Origin of the sequence: Vibrio crassostreae 9ZC13 (genome assembly GCF_000272045.2) — a bacterium.
GTDB lineage: Bacteria > Pseudomonadota > Gammaproteobacteria > Enterobacterales > Vibrionaceae > Vibrio > Vibrio crassostreae_C.
The window spans coordinates 21204-37326 of record NZ_AJYZ02000002.1 but is presented as its reverse complement, the minus strand read 5'-3'; the positions used below and the strand labels follow the sequence as shown (position 1 = coordinate 37326).

The window sequence follows — 16123 nt, the reverse complement described above, 5'->3', positions numbered from 1 at the left end:
AAACCCTTTTTTCATCCATAAAAAAACCTCTCCATAAGGGAGAGGTTTCATTTAACTAAGGATGGGTGATTAACTCAATCGCATCGCTTAAATTCTGTGCTTTAGACTCTAATTATCAGCATTTGCTGTGAGATTCTGACTGTTCCGAATCTGATTGATTAATCTCAACCACTGAACTTCTTTCATCCAACTTAATGAACAGAGCAAGTGCACCCATTGCAGCCATGCCCCAGAAGATATTTGCGCCCCAAAGCTCATAACCCCAACCACTTAAGGTGGTCATCAGTGCAATAAAGGCACCTAATGGAATCGCGTTATACAGGGCTTGTAGCGCAACCATCTTGTTTTGTTCTTCAGATTGGATGTATTGAATCGCGGCGATGTGTGCCATGGCAAATGTCACACCGTGCAGCAACTGCACCATCACCAGTGCAAAAATCGCCGTGGTTGATGCGGTAATACCCCAACGCGCCATCACCCCAATAGCCGCGACGACAAACAAAGTACGCAGTGACCAGCCTGAGAATAATCGCTTACTCAGAGCAAATACGGCCACTTCAGCAACAACACCTAAACTCCACAAGTAACCGATGATAGCTTCTGAGTGACCCGCTTCTTTCCAATAAATCGCACTAAAACTGTAGTAAGCCGCATGACTACCTTGCAGCAGCGCCATCAAGGCTAAAAACTTTACCACTGACGACTCACGCAGCAGTTCACCTAGTTTTGGTCGCGCCGCTTGTTGCTCAGATTGTGTTACTGGCATCACATTGGGGTTTCTCATCGCAAGAATCAATGACAGCAACACACCGGCAAGCGCAGTATACAAAATCATGTCGGTGCCGAATTGTGCCACCAAATAGCCAACAACCGTTGAACCTGCGATAAAGGCAATTGATCCCCAAAGACGAGTTCGGCCGTAGTCGAGCATTTTCAAACGACTGTAATGGTTAGCCATCGCATCAGAAAGAGGAATGATCGGCCCACAACAGAGGTTAAACAGTACCGTTGCCAACAACATCAGTATAAAGCTGCCACCGGTGAAGAAGTGGAAACCGACAAACAGCAGCGCAGCGAAACTCAAACAGCGTAGCGCTGGCATCAAGTGTTCCACTTTATGGATACGCGGCGTAATCACTAAGTTGGCCACACAACGAGTCGCAAAGCCGATACCAATCAATACGCCAATATCACCAGCAGACACGCCTTGGTCTTCAAACCACAACGCCCAAAATGGCAAATACACGCCATACGCAAAAAAGAAACCAAGAAAATACTGAGAGATCCAGCCATAGGGTGAAGGGCTAAACATAAATGACCTATAAAGTGTGCGGAAAAAGGCAGCACCAATTATGCCTATCTCGCATACGATGAAAAAGGGAATTATTACTGGGATAGTATTCCCATATTCAATGGGTCTGGATATCGCATTTCAACAAGAGATTTCACGCTCATCAATACTCATACTCGCATTTAGACTAAAGTCGTCTGGAGCTTCGCTGGTATTTTGTCAGACTGATTAAAGACTCCCATTTCTTCTTGTGATGCTTATGCCTGACAAATTTAATATGCAGCACCCGCCCTTCGATAGCCTGTCCGACGCCGAACAGTTGAAGCTTCGCTCTTCATTAGACGTGGTGTATTACCGCTCTCAAGAAGTGATACTGGAAGCTGAAAGGCCGAGCCGACACCTGCATATTTTGATCAAAGGAGCTGTTGAAGAGCGCGCGAGCAGTGATGGTGAGATTTACGCACACTATGCCAATGACGATATTTTTGATGTCCGCAGCCAGTTTGAACCCCACACCAAACACCAATATATCGCACTCGAAGATACATTAAGTTATCTGCTGCCCACCGATATTTTTCTTGAGCTTTACCACGCCAATGGCCAATTCGCTGCCTACTTTGATAGCAACCTATCAACACGAAAAGCTTTGATAGAAGCCGCCCAGCAGCAACAGAATCTTGCCGAGTTTATATTAACCAAAGTGGATGACTCTATCTATCACCCACCACTGATACTTGAACCAAACCAACCGATCAACCAAGTCACTCAAACCCTTAAAGAACAAGGGTTAGACTCGGCCCTAGTCCATTTGGAACATAATGATCCAAAAGCTTTTGGATTATCATGTTCCTTGCCGTATGGAATCGTCACTCGAACCAATTTATTGCATGCTGTGATGCTCGATAATTTCACACTGGATGCGCCTGTCGGTGAGATCGCAACGTTTCCGGTGATGCACGTGAACCAAGGCGATTTCTTATTTAACGCCATGATTACCATGACCAGAAATCGAGTAAAAAGGTTGATGGTTTGTGATGGTAAAAATGCGGTCGGCATGGTGGATATGACACAGATTCTCAGTGCATTCTCCACACACTCCCACGTTCTTACTTTGCGTATTGCGCGCGCCACCAGCGTTGAAGAATTGGCAATGGCTTCTAACAAACAGCGTCAGCTGGTCGAGAGCTTACTCAGTAACGGGATTCGCACACGCTTTATCATGGAGCTGATTTCTGCGGTTAATGAACAGATCATAGAGAAAGCTTTTGAGTTGGTGATCCCACCTGCACTGCATAATCATTGCTGCCTAATCGTATTGGGTTCCGAAGGCCGTGGAGAACAAATTCTCAAAACCGATCAAGACAACGCTCTGATTATTCAAGATGGTTTGGAATGGCATCAATGCCAAAGTGCCATGAACGACCTCACCCATACCCTTCAACAATTGGGTTACCCACTGTGCCCGGGCAACGTAATGGTCAACAATCCGAAATGGGTGCATTCAGAACAAGAGTGGAAACAAACCCTCACCCATTGGGTAAAAAAAGCCACGCCAGACACCGTGATGGATATCGCGATCATGGCAGATGCACACGCAGTAGCGGGGAATAGAGAGTTATTAAAACCTGTAAAGCAGCACCTCAGTGATTTAATGCTCGGACAAGAATTGATTCTGACGGAGTTCTGCCGCCCGGCGCTGAACTTCTCAGTTCCCCTGACCCTGTTTGGTAATGTGAAGCAATCTAAGTCCGGACTCGATATCAAACAAGGCGGTATTTTCCCTATCGTGCATGGTGTGAGAGCGCTTTGCCTAGAACATGGTGTCACGGTCAACAACACCTTCGAACGCATTGAGCAGCTGGTCAGCAAGAAAGTATTAGAGCAAAGTACTGCCGATAATCTCAGTGAAGCACTCAAGCAATTCTTTAAGTGGCGCTTAGCCCAAAGGCTTTCTCAGCAGCACAGCAGCAACAAGATTAACGTCAAACTGATGGAACGAGCAGACAGGGATCTGCTTCGTCATAGCCTGCACGTGGTGAAGAAATTCAAGCAATGGCTCGGCTACCACTATCAGATACGGGATTAGGCATTGAACGATGAATAGGTTGGTTCGCTATTACTGGCATCACAAGCTCAAAGGCTCCCTCTATCAGCCTCTGTTTACTGCGCCTATTGATCATGAATATGTATCGCTCGATTGTGAAACCACCAGCCTAGATCCCAATCAGGCAGAATTAGTTACCATTGCCGCGACCAAGATCATCGGTAACCGAATCATTACCAGCCAACCTTTTGAAGTCCGGTTGCGCGCCCCCCAATCGCTCGATTGCAATTCAATAAAAATCCACCGTATCCGTCATCAAGATCTAAAGCACGGCATCGAAGAAAAACAGGCTTTAATCGAGCTACTGAACTTCATTGGAAATCGTCCTTTAGTCGGCTATCACATCCGCTATGATAAAAAAATTCTCGACCGCGCCTGTTTAAAACAGCTTGGATTTCCACTGCCTAACCGATTAGTCGAAGTGAGCCAACTCTATCAAGACAAACTCGAAAGACAGCTGCCCAATGCCTATTTTGATCTCAGTATGGACGCCATCTGTCGCCAACTCGATTTACCTATCCCGGTCAATAAACATGATGCATTACAAGACGCTATCTCCGCTGCGCTGATCTTTGTGCGCCTGAAACATGGTGACCTTCCCCGTTTCAACTCTTCTTATTCTTAATTCAACCACTGGCGCTTCACATAGAGAGCAACATCTCAAAATTGAACTTAACTCGCTATTTTGTAAGTGAAAAGCAGCGTCTCATCCTAAAGTCTAATTGTGGAAATCGCCGTCCTAGCCGAGAGTGATAACACAAAGACGGTTCTGTAATAGACCTAGAAACTGAACACAAAGGAAGTTGCCAGTTCATTAGGAATGTAGGCACAAGGAGAGATGCAATGAGTGAAGCCCACGTTTATCCGGTAAAAGAAAATATTAAATCAACCACACACGCGGATAATGACACTTACCTAGCCATGTACCAGCAATCTGTTTCTGACCCTGAAGGCTTTTGGGGTGAACACGGAAAAATCGTTGATTGGATCAAACCTTTCACACAAGTAAAAAACACCTCTTTCGACCCTGGCCACATTGATATTCGCTGGTTTGAAGATGGCACGCTTAACGTTTCGGCTAACTGTATCGACCGCCACCTTGCTGAGCGCGGTGATGAAGTCGCTATCATCTGGGAAGGCGATGACCCGGCAGATGATAAAACTCTAACTTTTAATGAACTGCATAAAGAAGTGTGCCTGTTTTCGAATGCTCTAAAAGAGCAAGGCGTGCGCAAAGGTGATGTGGTTTGTTTATACATGCCAATGGTGCCAGAAGCGGCAGTAGCCATGCTGGCGTGTACCCGTATCGGTGCGGTTCACACAGTCGTATTTGGTGGTTTCTCACCAGAAGCACTGTCTGGTCGTATTATCGATTCAAATTCTAAAGTCGTTATCACTGCCGATGAAGGCGTGCGTGGCGGCCGTGCTGTTCCACTGAAAAAGAATGTCGATGAAGCACTGACGAACCCTGAAGTGAAAAACATCGAGAAGGTTGTTGTATTCAAACGCACTGGCGGTGATGTGGCATGGCACGAACATCGCGATGTGTGGTGGCACGATGCTATTGCTAATGTATCTGCAGATTGCCCACCAGAAGAGATGAACGCAGAAGATCCACTATTCATCCTTTATACGTCAGGCTCAACAGGTAAACCTAAAGGCGTTATGCACACCACAGGTGGCTACCTTGTTTATGCTGCGATGACCTTCAAATACGTATTCGATTACCAAGAAGGCGAGACTTTCTGGTGTACAGCCGATGTGGGTTGGATTACCGGTCACACATATCTTGTTTACGGACCGCTTGCTAATGGCGCAAAAACGATTCTGTTTGAAGGCGTGCCAAATTACCCGAACACCAGCCGCATGAGCGAAGTGGTCGATAAGCACCAAGTTAATATTCTTTATACGGCGCCAACGGCTATTCGTGCATTGATGGCGAAAAGCAATGAAGCCGTTGAAGGTACTTCTCGTGACAGCCTAAGAATCATGGGCTCAGTGGGTGAACCTATCAACCCAGAGGCGTGGGAGTGGTACTACAAAACAATCGGTAATGAGCAATCTCCAATTGTTGATACATGGTGGCAAACAGAAACGGGCGGTATCTTGATTGCACCGCTACCAGGCGCAACAGACCTGAAACCGGGCTCTGCAACTCGTCCATTCTTCGGTGTGCAACCGGCACTGGTTGATAACATGGGTAACATCATTGAGGGTGCAACAGACGGCAACCTAGTGATTCTTGACTCTTGGCCAGGCCAAATGCGTACCGTTCATGGCGATCATGACCGCTTCGAACAGACTTACTTCTCGACCTTTAAAGGCATGTACTTCACCAGTGACGGCGCTCGTCGTGATGAAGACGGTTACTACTGGATTACGGGGCGTGTCGATGATGTACTTAACGTATCAGGTCACCGTATGGGTACTGCTGAGATTGAATCGGCTCTAGTCGCGTTCGATAAGATTGCAGAAGCCGCGATTGTGGGCATCCCTCATGATATTAAAGGCCAAGCAATTTATGCTTACATCACACTGAATGATGGCGAGTTCCCAACCGCAGAGCTTCATAAAGAAGTGAAAGACTGGGTACGTAAAGAGATTGGCCCAATTGCAACGCCAGATGTACTGCACTGGACCGACTCTCTACCAAAAACTCGTTCGGGTAAAATCATGCGTCGTATCCTGCGTAAAATCGCGACTGGCGATACAGGTAACCTAGGTGATACCTCGACACTGGCCGACCCAAGTGTGGTTGATAAGCTGATTGCCGAGAAAGCAGAACTGGCATAAGCAACCAGTCACAGCAGCTAATCACTGTTTAAAACAACACTTTCTAAACCGTCACCTATGTGGCGGTTTTTTTATGGCTGATCTTGATCTCAAATATCCCGCCCCAAATTAAGGCTAAGACGCTTTTTTGTTAAGTTGGTAACAATTCCAAGCTGTATCAATAGGAGATTAGACCAGTAAATTGCTGCGATTTGCGCTGAATTAGCTATAATCTGGTTCTAATTTTTAAATTTGGGTTTTTCTCACTGGAAATTAACCGCAAATTTTCAATAAAATGGCAACATTCACGTTCGTAAACACGATAAAGGAAGATAGCCCCACGATGTCTACAAAGTTTCGCATTCTAGTTTTAAATGGCCCAAACCTTAACCTGTTAGGCCTTAGAGAGCCTGCACACTACGGTTCTCAAACACTTGACCAGATTATTAGCTCACTGACCGAGCAAGCGAAAGCACACGATGTTGAGCTATCTCACTTACAGTCAAATCGTGAGTATGAACTGATTGAAGCGATCCATAGTGCTTATCAAAATGTTGATTTTATTATTATCAACCCAGCAGCCTTTACACATACCAGTGTGGCACTGCGTGATGCACTACTTGGCGTTGCCATCCCATTTATTGAGGTTCATCTATCGAATGTTCACGCACGTGAACCATTCCGTCACCACTCTTACCTATCTGATAAAGCAGAAGGTGTGATTTGTGGCTTAGGTGCCCAAGGTTATCAATTTGCTTTGACCGCTGCGCTCAGCAAGCTCAACTCAAAGTAAACATAAACAACGAACTATTACTAACCTACTCAGTCATAGAGTAAGTTCAATTAACAGATAAAGAGAAAGAAACAATGGATATTCGCAAAATCAAAAAGCTAATCGAATTGGTTGAAGAGTCTGGTATTTCTGAGCTAGAAATCTCTGAAGGTGAAGAGTCAGTACGAATCAGTCGTAACAGCACTGCACCTGTAGCACCTGTTCAATATGCAGCTGCTCCAGCACCTGTAGCGGCAGCAGCTCCTGCGGCGGCACCTGTAGCAGCAGAAGCAGCAGCTCCTGCAGTTCCAGCTGGTCACCAAGTTCTTTCTCCAATGGTTGGTACTTTCTACGGCGCTCCAAGCCCAGACGCAAAACCATTCGTTAAAGTTGGTCAATCTGTAACTGCTGGCGAAACGCTATGTATCGTTGAAGCAATGAAAATGATGAACCAAATCGAAGCTGATAAATCTGGTGTTGTAACAGCTATCCTAGTTGAAGACGGTCAACCAGTAGAATTCGACCAAGCTCTAGTAATTATCGAATAATAGAGAGCACTCATTATGTTAGATAAATTAGTAATCGCGAACCGTGGTGAGATTGCACTACGTATTCTGCGTGCATGTAAAGAGCTTGGCATTAAAACGGTAGCGGTTCACTCAACTGCTGACCGTGACCTTAAGCACGTACTGCTTGCAGACGAAACCATTTGTATCGGTCCAGCTCGTGGTATCGATAGCTACCTAAACATCCCTCGTATCATCAGCGCAGCTGAAGTTACAGGTGCAGTAGCTGTTCACCCTGGCTACGGCTTCCTATCTGAAAATGCAGACTTTGCAGAACAGGTAGAGCGCAGTGGCTTTATCTTCGTTGGCCCTAAAGCTGAAACCATTCGCATGATGGGTGACAAAGTGTCAGCTATCACGTCAATGAAGAAAGCTGGCGTACCTTGTGTACCAGGTTCTGACGGCCCTCTTGACGACGACGAAGCAAAAAACAAAGCGCACGCTAAACGCATTGGCTTCCCAGTTATCATCAAGGCATCTGGCGGCGGCGGCGGTCGTGGTATGCGTGTTGTTCGTTCTGAAGCAGAATTAACAGAAGCTATCGCGATGACTCGTGCTGAAGCAAAAGCATGTTTCAACAACGACATGGTTTACATGGAGAAATTCCTAGAAAACCCCCGTCACATTGAAGTACAAGTGCTTGCAGATGGCCAAGGTAATGCTATCCACCTAGGTGAGCGTGACTGTTCAATGCAACGTCGTCACCAGAAAGTTGTGGAAGAAGCGCCAGCTCCAGGTATCACTGAAGAGATGCGTAAGTACATTGGCGAACGTTGTACTCGTGCATGTATTGAGATCGGTTACCGCGGTGCAGGTACATTTGAATTCCTATACGAGAACGGTGAATTCTACTTCATCGAAATGAACACTCGTATCCAGGTTGAACACACGATTACTGAAATGGTAACGGGTATCGACCTAGTGAAAGAACAGCTACGTATTGCAGCTGGTCAGCCTCTATCATTCACTCAGGATGACATTAAGCTGCGTGGCCACTCAATCGAATGTCGTATCAATGCTGAAGATCCAGTTCGTTTCCTACCTTCACCAGGTAAGATTGAACGTTTCCACGCACCAGGCGGCATGGGCGTACGTTGGGAATCTCACATCTACACGGGTTACACAGTGCCACCACACTACGATTCAATGATTGGTAAGCTGATCACTTACGGTGAGAACCGTGATGTTGCTATCGCTCGTATGAAGAACGCATTGGGTGAAATGATTGTTGAAGGTATTAACGTTAATACTGAGCTTCAACTGTCTATTATGAACGACGAAAACTTCCAACACGGTGGTGCAAACATCCACTACCTTGAGAAGAAACTTGGTTTGTCATAATCCGTTCGTTTAAGAACAGTCAAAATGCTCACTTCGGTGAGCATTTTTGTTTTTGAACCGCCGAAAAAATCAATCTTTAATCCCCATTATATTCCGTGGGGTTTTGGTGAATTTGCTCATATTTTCTGCTAGACTCGCCATCCAATTTTTCTCATATAGAAGATGCAGCCATGCCTTGGATTCAAATCAAGCTTAATGCTACCAATGAAAATGCCGAACAAATCGGCGACATGTTAATGGAAGAGACTGGTGCTCTTTCTGTAACTTTCCTGGATGCACAAGATACCCCTGTATTTGAGCCTCTGCCAGGCGAAACTCGCCTTTGGGGTGATACTGACATTCTCGCGCTTTACGACGCTGAGACTGATACTGGTGTCGTTCTAGCGCAGATTAAAGCAAGCAACATGTTCCCTGCAGACTTTGCTCATAAAGTAGAGCAAATTGAAGACAAGGATTGGGAGCGTGAATGGATGGACAACTTCCACCCAATGAAGTTTGGTGAGCGTTTATGGATCTGCCCTAGCTGGCGCGATATCCCTGAACCTGACGCTGTTAACGTAATGCTAGACCCTGGCCTTGCATTTGGTACAGGTACTCACCCGACAACGGCATTGTGTCTTGAGTGGCTTGAAGGCTTAGACCTTGCAGGCAAAACCGTGATCGACTTCGGTTGTGGCTCAGGCATCCTAGCGATCGCTGCGATCAAACTAGGCGCAGCAAAAGTTATCGGGATCGACATTGATCCTCAAGCTCTGCTTGCATCAAAAGACAACGCACAACGCAATGGCGTTGCTGAGCAACTAGAGGTGTTCTTGCCACAAGATCAACCGGAAGGTTTGCTAGCAGACGTTGTTGTTGCCAACATTCTTGCGGGTCCATTACGCGACCTTTCTGGCATCATCAAGGGCCTAGTTAAGCCAAATGGTGTACTTGCGATGTCGGGTGTTTTAGATACACAAGCAGAAGATGTTGCCACTTATTATCGTGATGAGCTTCACATTGATCCGATCATCGAACAACAAGAATGGTGTCGAATCTCAGGTCGCAAGCAAGGCTAGACAAGACTTTGGGCGCTAATTGACTGAAATTTAAACAAATTACAAAAACAAATTGTAAATGCTCAAATATTAGTCTTTTCACGCAGCGAAAAAATGCGTAAAATGCGCGCCCTTGCTGGTACAGAACTGTGATGACATTTTTGAAAATCGGAAATTATCAACTTAAGAACAATCTAATCGTCGCTCCTATGGCTGGCGTAACGGATAGACCATTCCGTGAGTTGTGTCTTCGCTACGGTGCGGGGATGGCAGTCAGTGAAATGATGTCCTCCAATCCGAAAGTTTGGAAAACGTCAAAGTCTCAGCAGCGTATGGTACATGAAGGCGAATCGGGCATTCGTTCAGTACAAATCGCTGGTGCAGATCCACAGCTTATGGCCGAGGCTGCTCAATTTAATGTCGATAACGGTGCGCAAATCATCGATATCAACATGGGTTGTCCAGCCAAAAAAGTGAATAAGAAGCTTGCGGGCTCAGCCTTACTGCAGCATCCAGAACTCATTGAAGACATTCTGAAAGCGGTGGTAAATGCTGTCGACGTTCCAGTAACGTTGAAAACGCGCACAGGCTGGGATACAGACAATAGAAACTGTGTCCAAATCGCGAAAATAGCCGAAGACTGCGGCATACAAGCTCTTGCGCTCCATGGAAGAACTCGCGCTTGTATGTACAAAGGTGAGGCAGAATACAAACACATTAAAGCAGCGAAACAAGCAGTATCTATTCCGGTTATCGCTAACGGTGATATCGATAGTCCGGAAAAAGCGAAGTTTGTGCTGGAGTACACCGGCGCTGATGCTTTAATGATAGGTCGACCTGCCCAAGGACGTCCTTGGATTTTTAACGAAATCCTACACTATTTGGAAAACGGCACCACGATGGACCCACTCCCGATTTCGGAAGTGAAAGACATCATGCTTGGTCATGTGCACGCTCTACATGAATTTTATGGAGAGTTTTTAGGCCCTCGCATCGCTCGTAAGCATGTGGGTTGGTATCTAAAAGAACATGAACAAGCGAGTGAGTTTCGCCGTACCTTCAACGCATTCGAAGCAGGTGATCTGCAGCTTGAAGCGCTAGAAGGTTTTTTTGATAACGTTGCACCATAATTACGAGAAGAGCTAGACCGAATATGTTCGAACAAAATCTGACTTCAGAAGCATTGACAGTAACTACAGTTACATCACAAGACCAAATCACGCAGAAGCCACTACGTGACTCAGTTAAAGCATCATTGAAAAATTACCTTGCTCAATTAAACGGTCAAGAAGTCAGCGAGTTATACGAATTAGTATTAGCTGAAGTTGAACAGCCACTACTAGACACTATCATGCAGTACACTCGCGGTAACCAAACTCGCGCAGCAACCATGATGGGTATTAACCGCGGTACTCTTCGCAAGAAACTTAAAAAATACGGCATGAACTAATCGTTCTTTCGTAATTTATTGAATTGAAAGCCAAGCTCATTGTTGAGTTTGGCTTTTTTTTGGCTTGTCGATCCGTGATAGTCGCTGATTACTCTCCAGTGCGACAGCAGCGACCTTTGTCGACGTTTGCTGAGTCCAAGGCTGCTAGAATCGAACAATGGCTTGCATCATCGTCTACGTGACCACAACACGCATCATTAATCTTTTTAAGTGCGGTGCGAATCTTAGTTAACTCGGTAATCTTCTCATCAATCATCTCTAGCTTTGCTGAGGTAATCGACTTCACTTCAGCGCAACTGTGCTGTGTGGCCTCGAGGCGAATCTCAAGCAATTCTTTAATCTCGTCCAAACTCAGCCCCAACGCTTTAGATTTGAGAATAAACGTCACCTGTTTCTGGTTATTTTCATCATATAGGCGATAACCCGAGTCACTGCGACTGGCTGGCGCGATCAGGTTATTCTTCTCATAAAATCGCAAGGTATCGGCTGTCACACCGCATCGCTTCGCTAATTCACCGATCTGAAACATGTTTTTTCCTACTGTTTCGTCCATTCCACAATTAACCTTATCGTTACTTTTCAGGCTGAAATGGCACTTTTCATAATTAATTTTGAGATGCCAAACGATTGCGCGAGCTTTTTTGTAATAAATTAGTTAGAATCTGCGCCATCAAATTTGGAGTTGGTTATCTTATAGCTTAATCATAAGACTAACCCAAAAGGTCTTTACCAAAACTGGCCAATATTTTATCTCTTACTGGTATCTAAGATAATCCACGCTAAGAAGATAGAAACAAGTTCTTTTTTGGCAAATATCTTTATTTTAACCCCATGAATTTGAGGAAGATGGAAGCATGAATAACGCTCGTCCAATTCGCCGCGCTCTAATCAGCGTATCAGACAAAACTGGTATCGTTGAATTTGCACAAGCTCTTGCTAACCGTGGTGTAGATATCCTATCTACCGGTGGCACTGCTCGCCTGCTTGCTGATAAAGGCATCTCTGTTACAGAAGTATCTGACTACACTGGTTTCCCAGAAATGATGGATGGCCGTGTTAAGACTCTGCACCCAAAAGTTCATGGTGGTGTTCTAGGCCGTCGTGGCCAAGATGATGACGTGATGGAAACTCACGGTATCAACCCTATCGATATGGTTGTTGTAAACCTATACCCATTCGCAGAAACCGTTGCTAAAGAAGGTTGTACCCTTGCTGATGCTGTTGAGAACATCGACATCGGCGGCCCTACAATGGTTCGCTCTGCAGCGAAAAACCACAAAGACGTAACGATCGTTGTTAACGCACACGACTACGAGCGCGTTGTCGCTGAAATGGACGCGAACGATAAATCTCTAACACTAGAGACTCGCTTCGACCTCGCTATCGCAGCATTCGAGCACACCGCTTCTTACGACGGCATGATCGCAAACTACTTCGGCACTATGGTTCCATCTTACGGTGAGAACAAAGAAGGTGACGAACCTTCTCCTGAAAACAAGAGCAAATTCCCTCGCACGTTCAACCAACAGTTCGAGAAAAAGCAAGACATGCGCTACGGTGAGAACAGCCACCAGGCAGCCGCATTCTACGTTGAAGCAAACCCTGAAGAAGCATCAGTTTCTACAGCTCGCCAGATTCAAGGTAAAGCCCTTTCTTACAACAACATCGCTGACACCGACGCAGCACTTGAGTGTGTGAAAGAGTTCGACCAGCCAGCATGTGTGATCGTTAAGCACGCTAACCCATGTGGTGTTGCACTAGGTGAAGACATCCTAGAAGCTTACGACCGTGCATTCAAAACAGACCCAACTTCTGCATTTGGCGGCATCATCGCTTTCAACCGTGAGCTAGACGCTGCAACAGCAACGGCTATCACTGAGCGTCAATTCGTTGAAGTTATCATTGCACCATCAGTTTCTGCTGAAGCAGTAGCAATCGTAGCGGCTAAGAAAAACCTTCGCCTACTTGAGTGTGGTGAGTGGACAACGAAGACAACTGGCTTTGACGTTAAACGCGTTAACGGTGGTTTGCTAGTTCAAGACCGCGACCAAGGCATGGTGTCTGAAGATGACCTTAAAGTGGTTTCTAAGCGCCAACCTACAGCTGAAGAATTGAAAGATGCTCTATTCTGCTGGAAAGTAGCGAAATACGTTAAATCTAACGCTATCGTTTACTCGAAAGGCGACATGACAATTGGTGTTGGCGCTGGCCAAATGAGCCGCGTTTACTCTGCGAAAATCGCAGGCATCAAAGCTGCAGACGAAGGTCTACAGGTTGAAGGCTGTGTGATGGCATCAGATGCATTCTTCCCATTCCGTGACGGTATCGACGCGGCTGCAGAGGCTGGCATCAAGTGTGTTATCCAACCGGGCGGCTCTATGCGTGATGACGAAGTTATCGCAGCAGCAGACGAACACGGCATGGCGATGATCTTTACGGGCATGCGTCACTTCCGCCACTAGAAAGAAAAGATACGAGAGCGCTTCGCTACGGGAAACGAGAACGCTGCGCTCCGAGATGAGCAACACTATCATTTAGTGTTGCTCAGACATTTTCTAGTTCTACTACTATCAATTTTGATTGAAGGTTTAAAACATGAATGTATTGATTATTGGTGCTGGCGGTCGTGAGCATGCACTAGGTTGGAAAGCAGCACAAAACCCAAACGTTGAAACAGTATTCATCGCTCCAGGTAACGCAGGCACTGCACTTGAGCCAAAACTAGAGAACGTAAACATCGGCGTTGAAGACATCGCTGGTTTAGTCGCGTTTGCTCAAGATAAAAAAATCGAACTGACTATCGTGGGCCCTGAAGCACCATTGGTTATCGGTGTGGTTGATGCATTCCGCGAAGTAGGTTTGCCAATCTTCGGCCCTACTCAAGCTGCAGCACAGCTTGAAGGCTCTAAAGCATTCACTAAAGACTTCCTAGCTCGTCATGATATCCCAACAGGTTACTACTCAAACTTCACTGAGATTGAGCCAGCTATCGCTTACGTTCGCGAGCAAGGCGCTCCTATCGTAGTGAAAGCTGACGGTCTTGCGGCAGGTAAAGGCGTTATCGTTGCGATGACCCTTGAAGAAGCAGAAGACGCAATCAAAGACATGCTAGCGGGCAACGCCTTTGGCGAAGCAGGCAGCCGCGTTGTTATCGAAGAGTTCCTCGAAGGCGAAGAAGCAAGCTTCATCGTAATGGTTGACGGCTCTAGCGTGCTTCCTATGGCCACCAGCCAAGATCACAAACGTGTTGGCGACAAAGACACTGGGCCAAACACGGGCGGCATGGGTGCTTACTCTCCTGCGCCGGTTGTAACTCCAGAAATCCACAACCGTATCCTTGAGGAAGTTATCTACCCAACGGTACGTGGTATGGACGCAGAAGGCGCACCTTACACAGGTTTCCTTTACGCTGGCCTAATGATCGATGCTGACGGCACACCTAAAGTTATCGAATACAACTGCCGCTTTGGCGACCCTGAAACGCAACCTATCATGATGCGTATGGAGTCAGACCTTGTTGAACTTTGCCTAATGGCTATCGACGAGAAGCTCGACGAAGCAGAATCGAAGTGGGATCCACGCGCTTCTATCGGTGTTGTTCTTGCGGCTGGCGGTTACCCTGCTGACTACGCAAAAGGTGACGTTATTTCACTACCAACAAGCGAAGTTGAAGGTCAAAAGGTTTTCCACGCGGGTACGACAAATAATGAAGCTGGCGACGTTGTGACAAACGGCGGTCGTGTACTTTGTGCAACAGCACTGGGCAATACGGTTTCTGAGGCTCAAGAGCGCGCTTACGCGTTGACGAAGCAAGTTAGCTGGAATGGTATGTTCCACCGCAATGATATTGGTTACCGTGCGATTGCGCGCGAACAAGAGCAGTAAACAATCTTGTTGCTCGCTTACTTTCCAATAACAGTAAGCAAATGACAGCAAGTGAATAACAGAAAAAGGCGCCTCAATAGGCGCCTTTTATTATCTCATTTACACAAGAATCTGTATTTGTACAGACAAATAGGCACTTGGCCTACAGTAGGCCAAATACTCTCAATCCTTTGATTACTCGCTATTCTTTCAACAATGATGGCCTAACGACACAATCATGGCTGTCTTCAGCCAGCATCAGTAACTCTTCCACGCTCATCTTACCCAGTGAATCACTGCCAAGAAACGCCGCATAGCTTTCCACAGACGCCAATCGGTCAATCACGAAGCCTGGCAAGGTCTGGTTAAATTCAATGCGATCAAACTCACCACCAGCGCACGTTTTAAAAGAGCTGCCATTCCAGTAACCCTGAATCAGCCTAAGCCCTTCATCATGCTGCTTCGTTGTGGTCTCTAGAACCGACGTCGCTTCTTTCTGATAGTTTTCAAGCTGCTTGGCTTGGATAGGTAAGATTTTGCTATCAATACGATACTGTTGATACACAGCTTCGCCTGACTTATTGAAACGCACATGGACTCGATAGGGAACCAGCTCATTAGAAGAGTTACGCTGCTCGCCTTCACGAATGAATTCACGAAGCACGCCTTCTGACCAAGCATAATCAGTTTGGTACCAGCCGTAATCGCCGACAGTGACGTAGTCAGCTGAAGTATGAGGTTGTGTTAGCTTGTTTGTAACCCAGTAGAAACTCGTCGCGTCGCCCATGACTTGGCCGCCAGTGTGAGTTTCAAATTGCTCTAGGTTTTTGCGAGGGCTTGTTGAAGAACAGCCAATAAGAAATGTAGATAATAGTGAAACGAGAAGAAATGCTTTTTTCATAAAAACCTGTACCGAGGTGGAATAC

Annotated in this window: 14 protein-coding genes; 11 read left to right on the top strand and 3 right to left on the bottom strand. The window is 46.2% G+C overall.

The genetic code is table 11. The annotated features are described in order from the left end of the window. Positions 1-115 precede the first annotated feature (115 nt). On the bottom strand, positions 116-1312 hold the full coding sequence (locus A136_RS00180; RefSeq protein ID WP_017062710.1) for a 3-phenylpropionate MFS transporter: 1197 nt from the start codon (positions 1310-1312) through the stop codon (positions 116-118). A 232-nt stretch (positions 1313-1544) separates the two neighbouring features. On the opposite strand from A136_RS00180, the gene A136_RS00175 reads away from it, so the two are divergent. The 9 genes from A136_RS00175 to fis all read left to right on the top strand — a co-directional run bounded on the left by A136_RS00175 (position 1545) and on the right by fis (position 11333). Next, positions 1545-3377 (top strand): DUF294 nucleotidyltransferase-like domain-containing protein, encoded by a 1833-nt coding sequence (locus A136_RS00175; RefSeq protein ID WP_017063659.1) that lies wholly within the window; start codon positions 1545-1547, stop codon positions 3375-3377. 10 nt (positions 3378-3387) lie between these two features. Then, complete coding sequence (locus A136_RS00170; protein ID WP_017062708.1) at positions 3388-4020, top strand: 3'-5' exonuclease; 633 nt, start codon at positions 3388-3390, stop codon at positions 4018-4020. 218 nt (positions 4021-4238) lie between these two features. Then, positions 4239-6188, top strand: a complete 1950-nt coding sequence (gene acs, locus A136_RS00165) for an acetate--CoA ligase (protein ID WP_017063658.1) — start codon at positions 4239-4241, stop codon at positions 6186-6188. A gap of 322 nt (positions 6189-6510) precedes the next feature. Then, positions 6511-6960, top strand: a complete 450-nt coding sequence (gene aroQ, locus A136_RS00160; RefSeq protein WP_010435475.1) for a type II 3-dehydroquinate dehydratase — start codon at positions 6511-6513, stop codon at positions 6958-6960. A gap of 74 nt (positions 6961-7034) precedes the next feature. Next, on the top strand, positions 7035-7487 hold the full coding sequence (gene accB, locus A136_RS00155; protein ID WP_017062707.1) for an acetyl-CoA carboxylase biotin carboxyl carrier protein: 453 nt from the start codon (positions 7035-7037) through the stop codon (positions 7485-7487). Between the two features lie 15 nt (positions 7488-7502). Then, positions 7503-8846, top strand: a complete 1344-nt coding sequence (accC, locus tag A136_RS00150) for an acetyl-CoA carboxylase biotin carboxylase subunit (RefSeq protein WP_017062706.1) — start codon at positions 7503-7505, stop codon at positions 8844-8846. Positions 8847-9016: 170 nt separating this feature from the next. After that, positions 9017-9904: a 50S ribosomal protein L11 methyltransferase gene (prmA, locus tag A136_RS00145; protein ID WP_017055901.1), complete on the top strand. Its 888-nt coding sequence runs from the start codon at positions 9017-9019 to the stop codon at positions 9902-9904. 140 nt (positions 9905-10044) lie between these two features. Continuing rightward, the gene (gene dusB, locus A136_RS00140; RefSeq protein ID WP_032546269.1) at positions 10045-11013 is read left to right on the top strand and encodes a tRNA dihydrouridine synthase DusB; all 969 of its coding nucleotides are present in this window, start codon (positions 10045-10047) and stop codon (positions 11011-11013) included. Between the two features lie 23 nt (positions 11014-11036). Continuing rightward, positions 11037-11333 carry a DNA-binding transcriptional regulator Fis gene (gene fis / locus A136_RS00135; RefSeq protein WP_004729744.1) on the top strand — a complete coding sequence of 99 codons (297 nt, stop codon included), beginning with the start codon at positions 11037-11039 and terminating at the stop codon, positions 11331-11333. Positions 11334-11421: 88 nt separating this feature from the next. Here the strand turns inward: fis and zntR are convergent, their stop codons facing one another. Further along, positions 11422-11862: a Zn(2+)-responsive transcriptional regulator gene (gene zntR, locus A136_RS00130; protein WP_017062704.1), complete on the bottom strand. Its 441-nt coding sequence runs from the start codon at positions 11860-11862 to the stop codon at positions 11422-11424. Between the two features lie 325 nt (positions 11863-12187). Here zntR and purH point away from each other — a divergent pair, with 325 nt between their 5' ends. Next, positions 12188-13795: a bifunctional phosphoribosylaminoimidazolecarboxamide formyltransferase/IMP cyclohydrolase gene (gene purH, locus A136_RS00125; RefSeq protein WP_017063656.1), complete on the top strand. Its 1608-nt coding sequence runs from the start codon at positions 12188-12190 to the stop codon at positions 13793-13795. Between the two features lie 133 nt (positions 13796-13928). Then, positions 13929-15218 carry a phosphoribosylamine--glycine ligase gene (gene purD, locus A136_RS00120; RefSeq protein ID WP_017062702.1) on the top strand — a complete coding sequence of 430 codons (1290 nt, stop codon included), beginning with the start codon at positions 13929-13931 and terminating at the stop codon, positions 15216-15218. A 181-nt stretch (positions 15219-15399) separates the two neighbouring features. Here the strand turns inward: purD and A136_RS00115 are convergent, their stop codons facing one another. Then, positions 15400-16098: a DUF1481 domain-containing protein gene (locus A136_RS00115; protein WP_017063655.1), complete on the bottom strand. Its 699-nt coding sequence runs from the start codon at positions 16096-16098 to the stop codon at positions 15400-15402. Positions 16099-16123 lie beyond the last annotated feature (25 nt).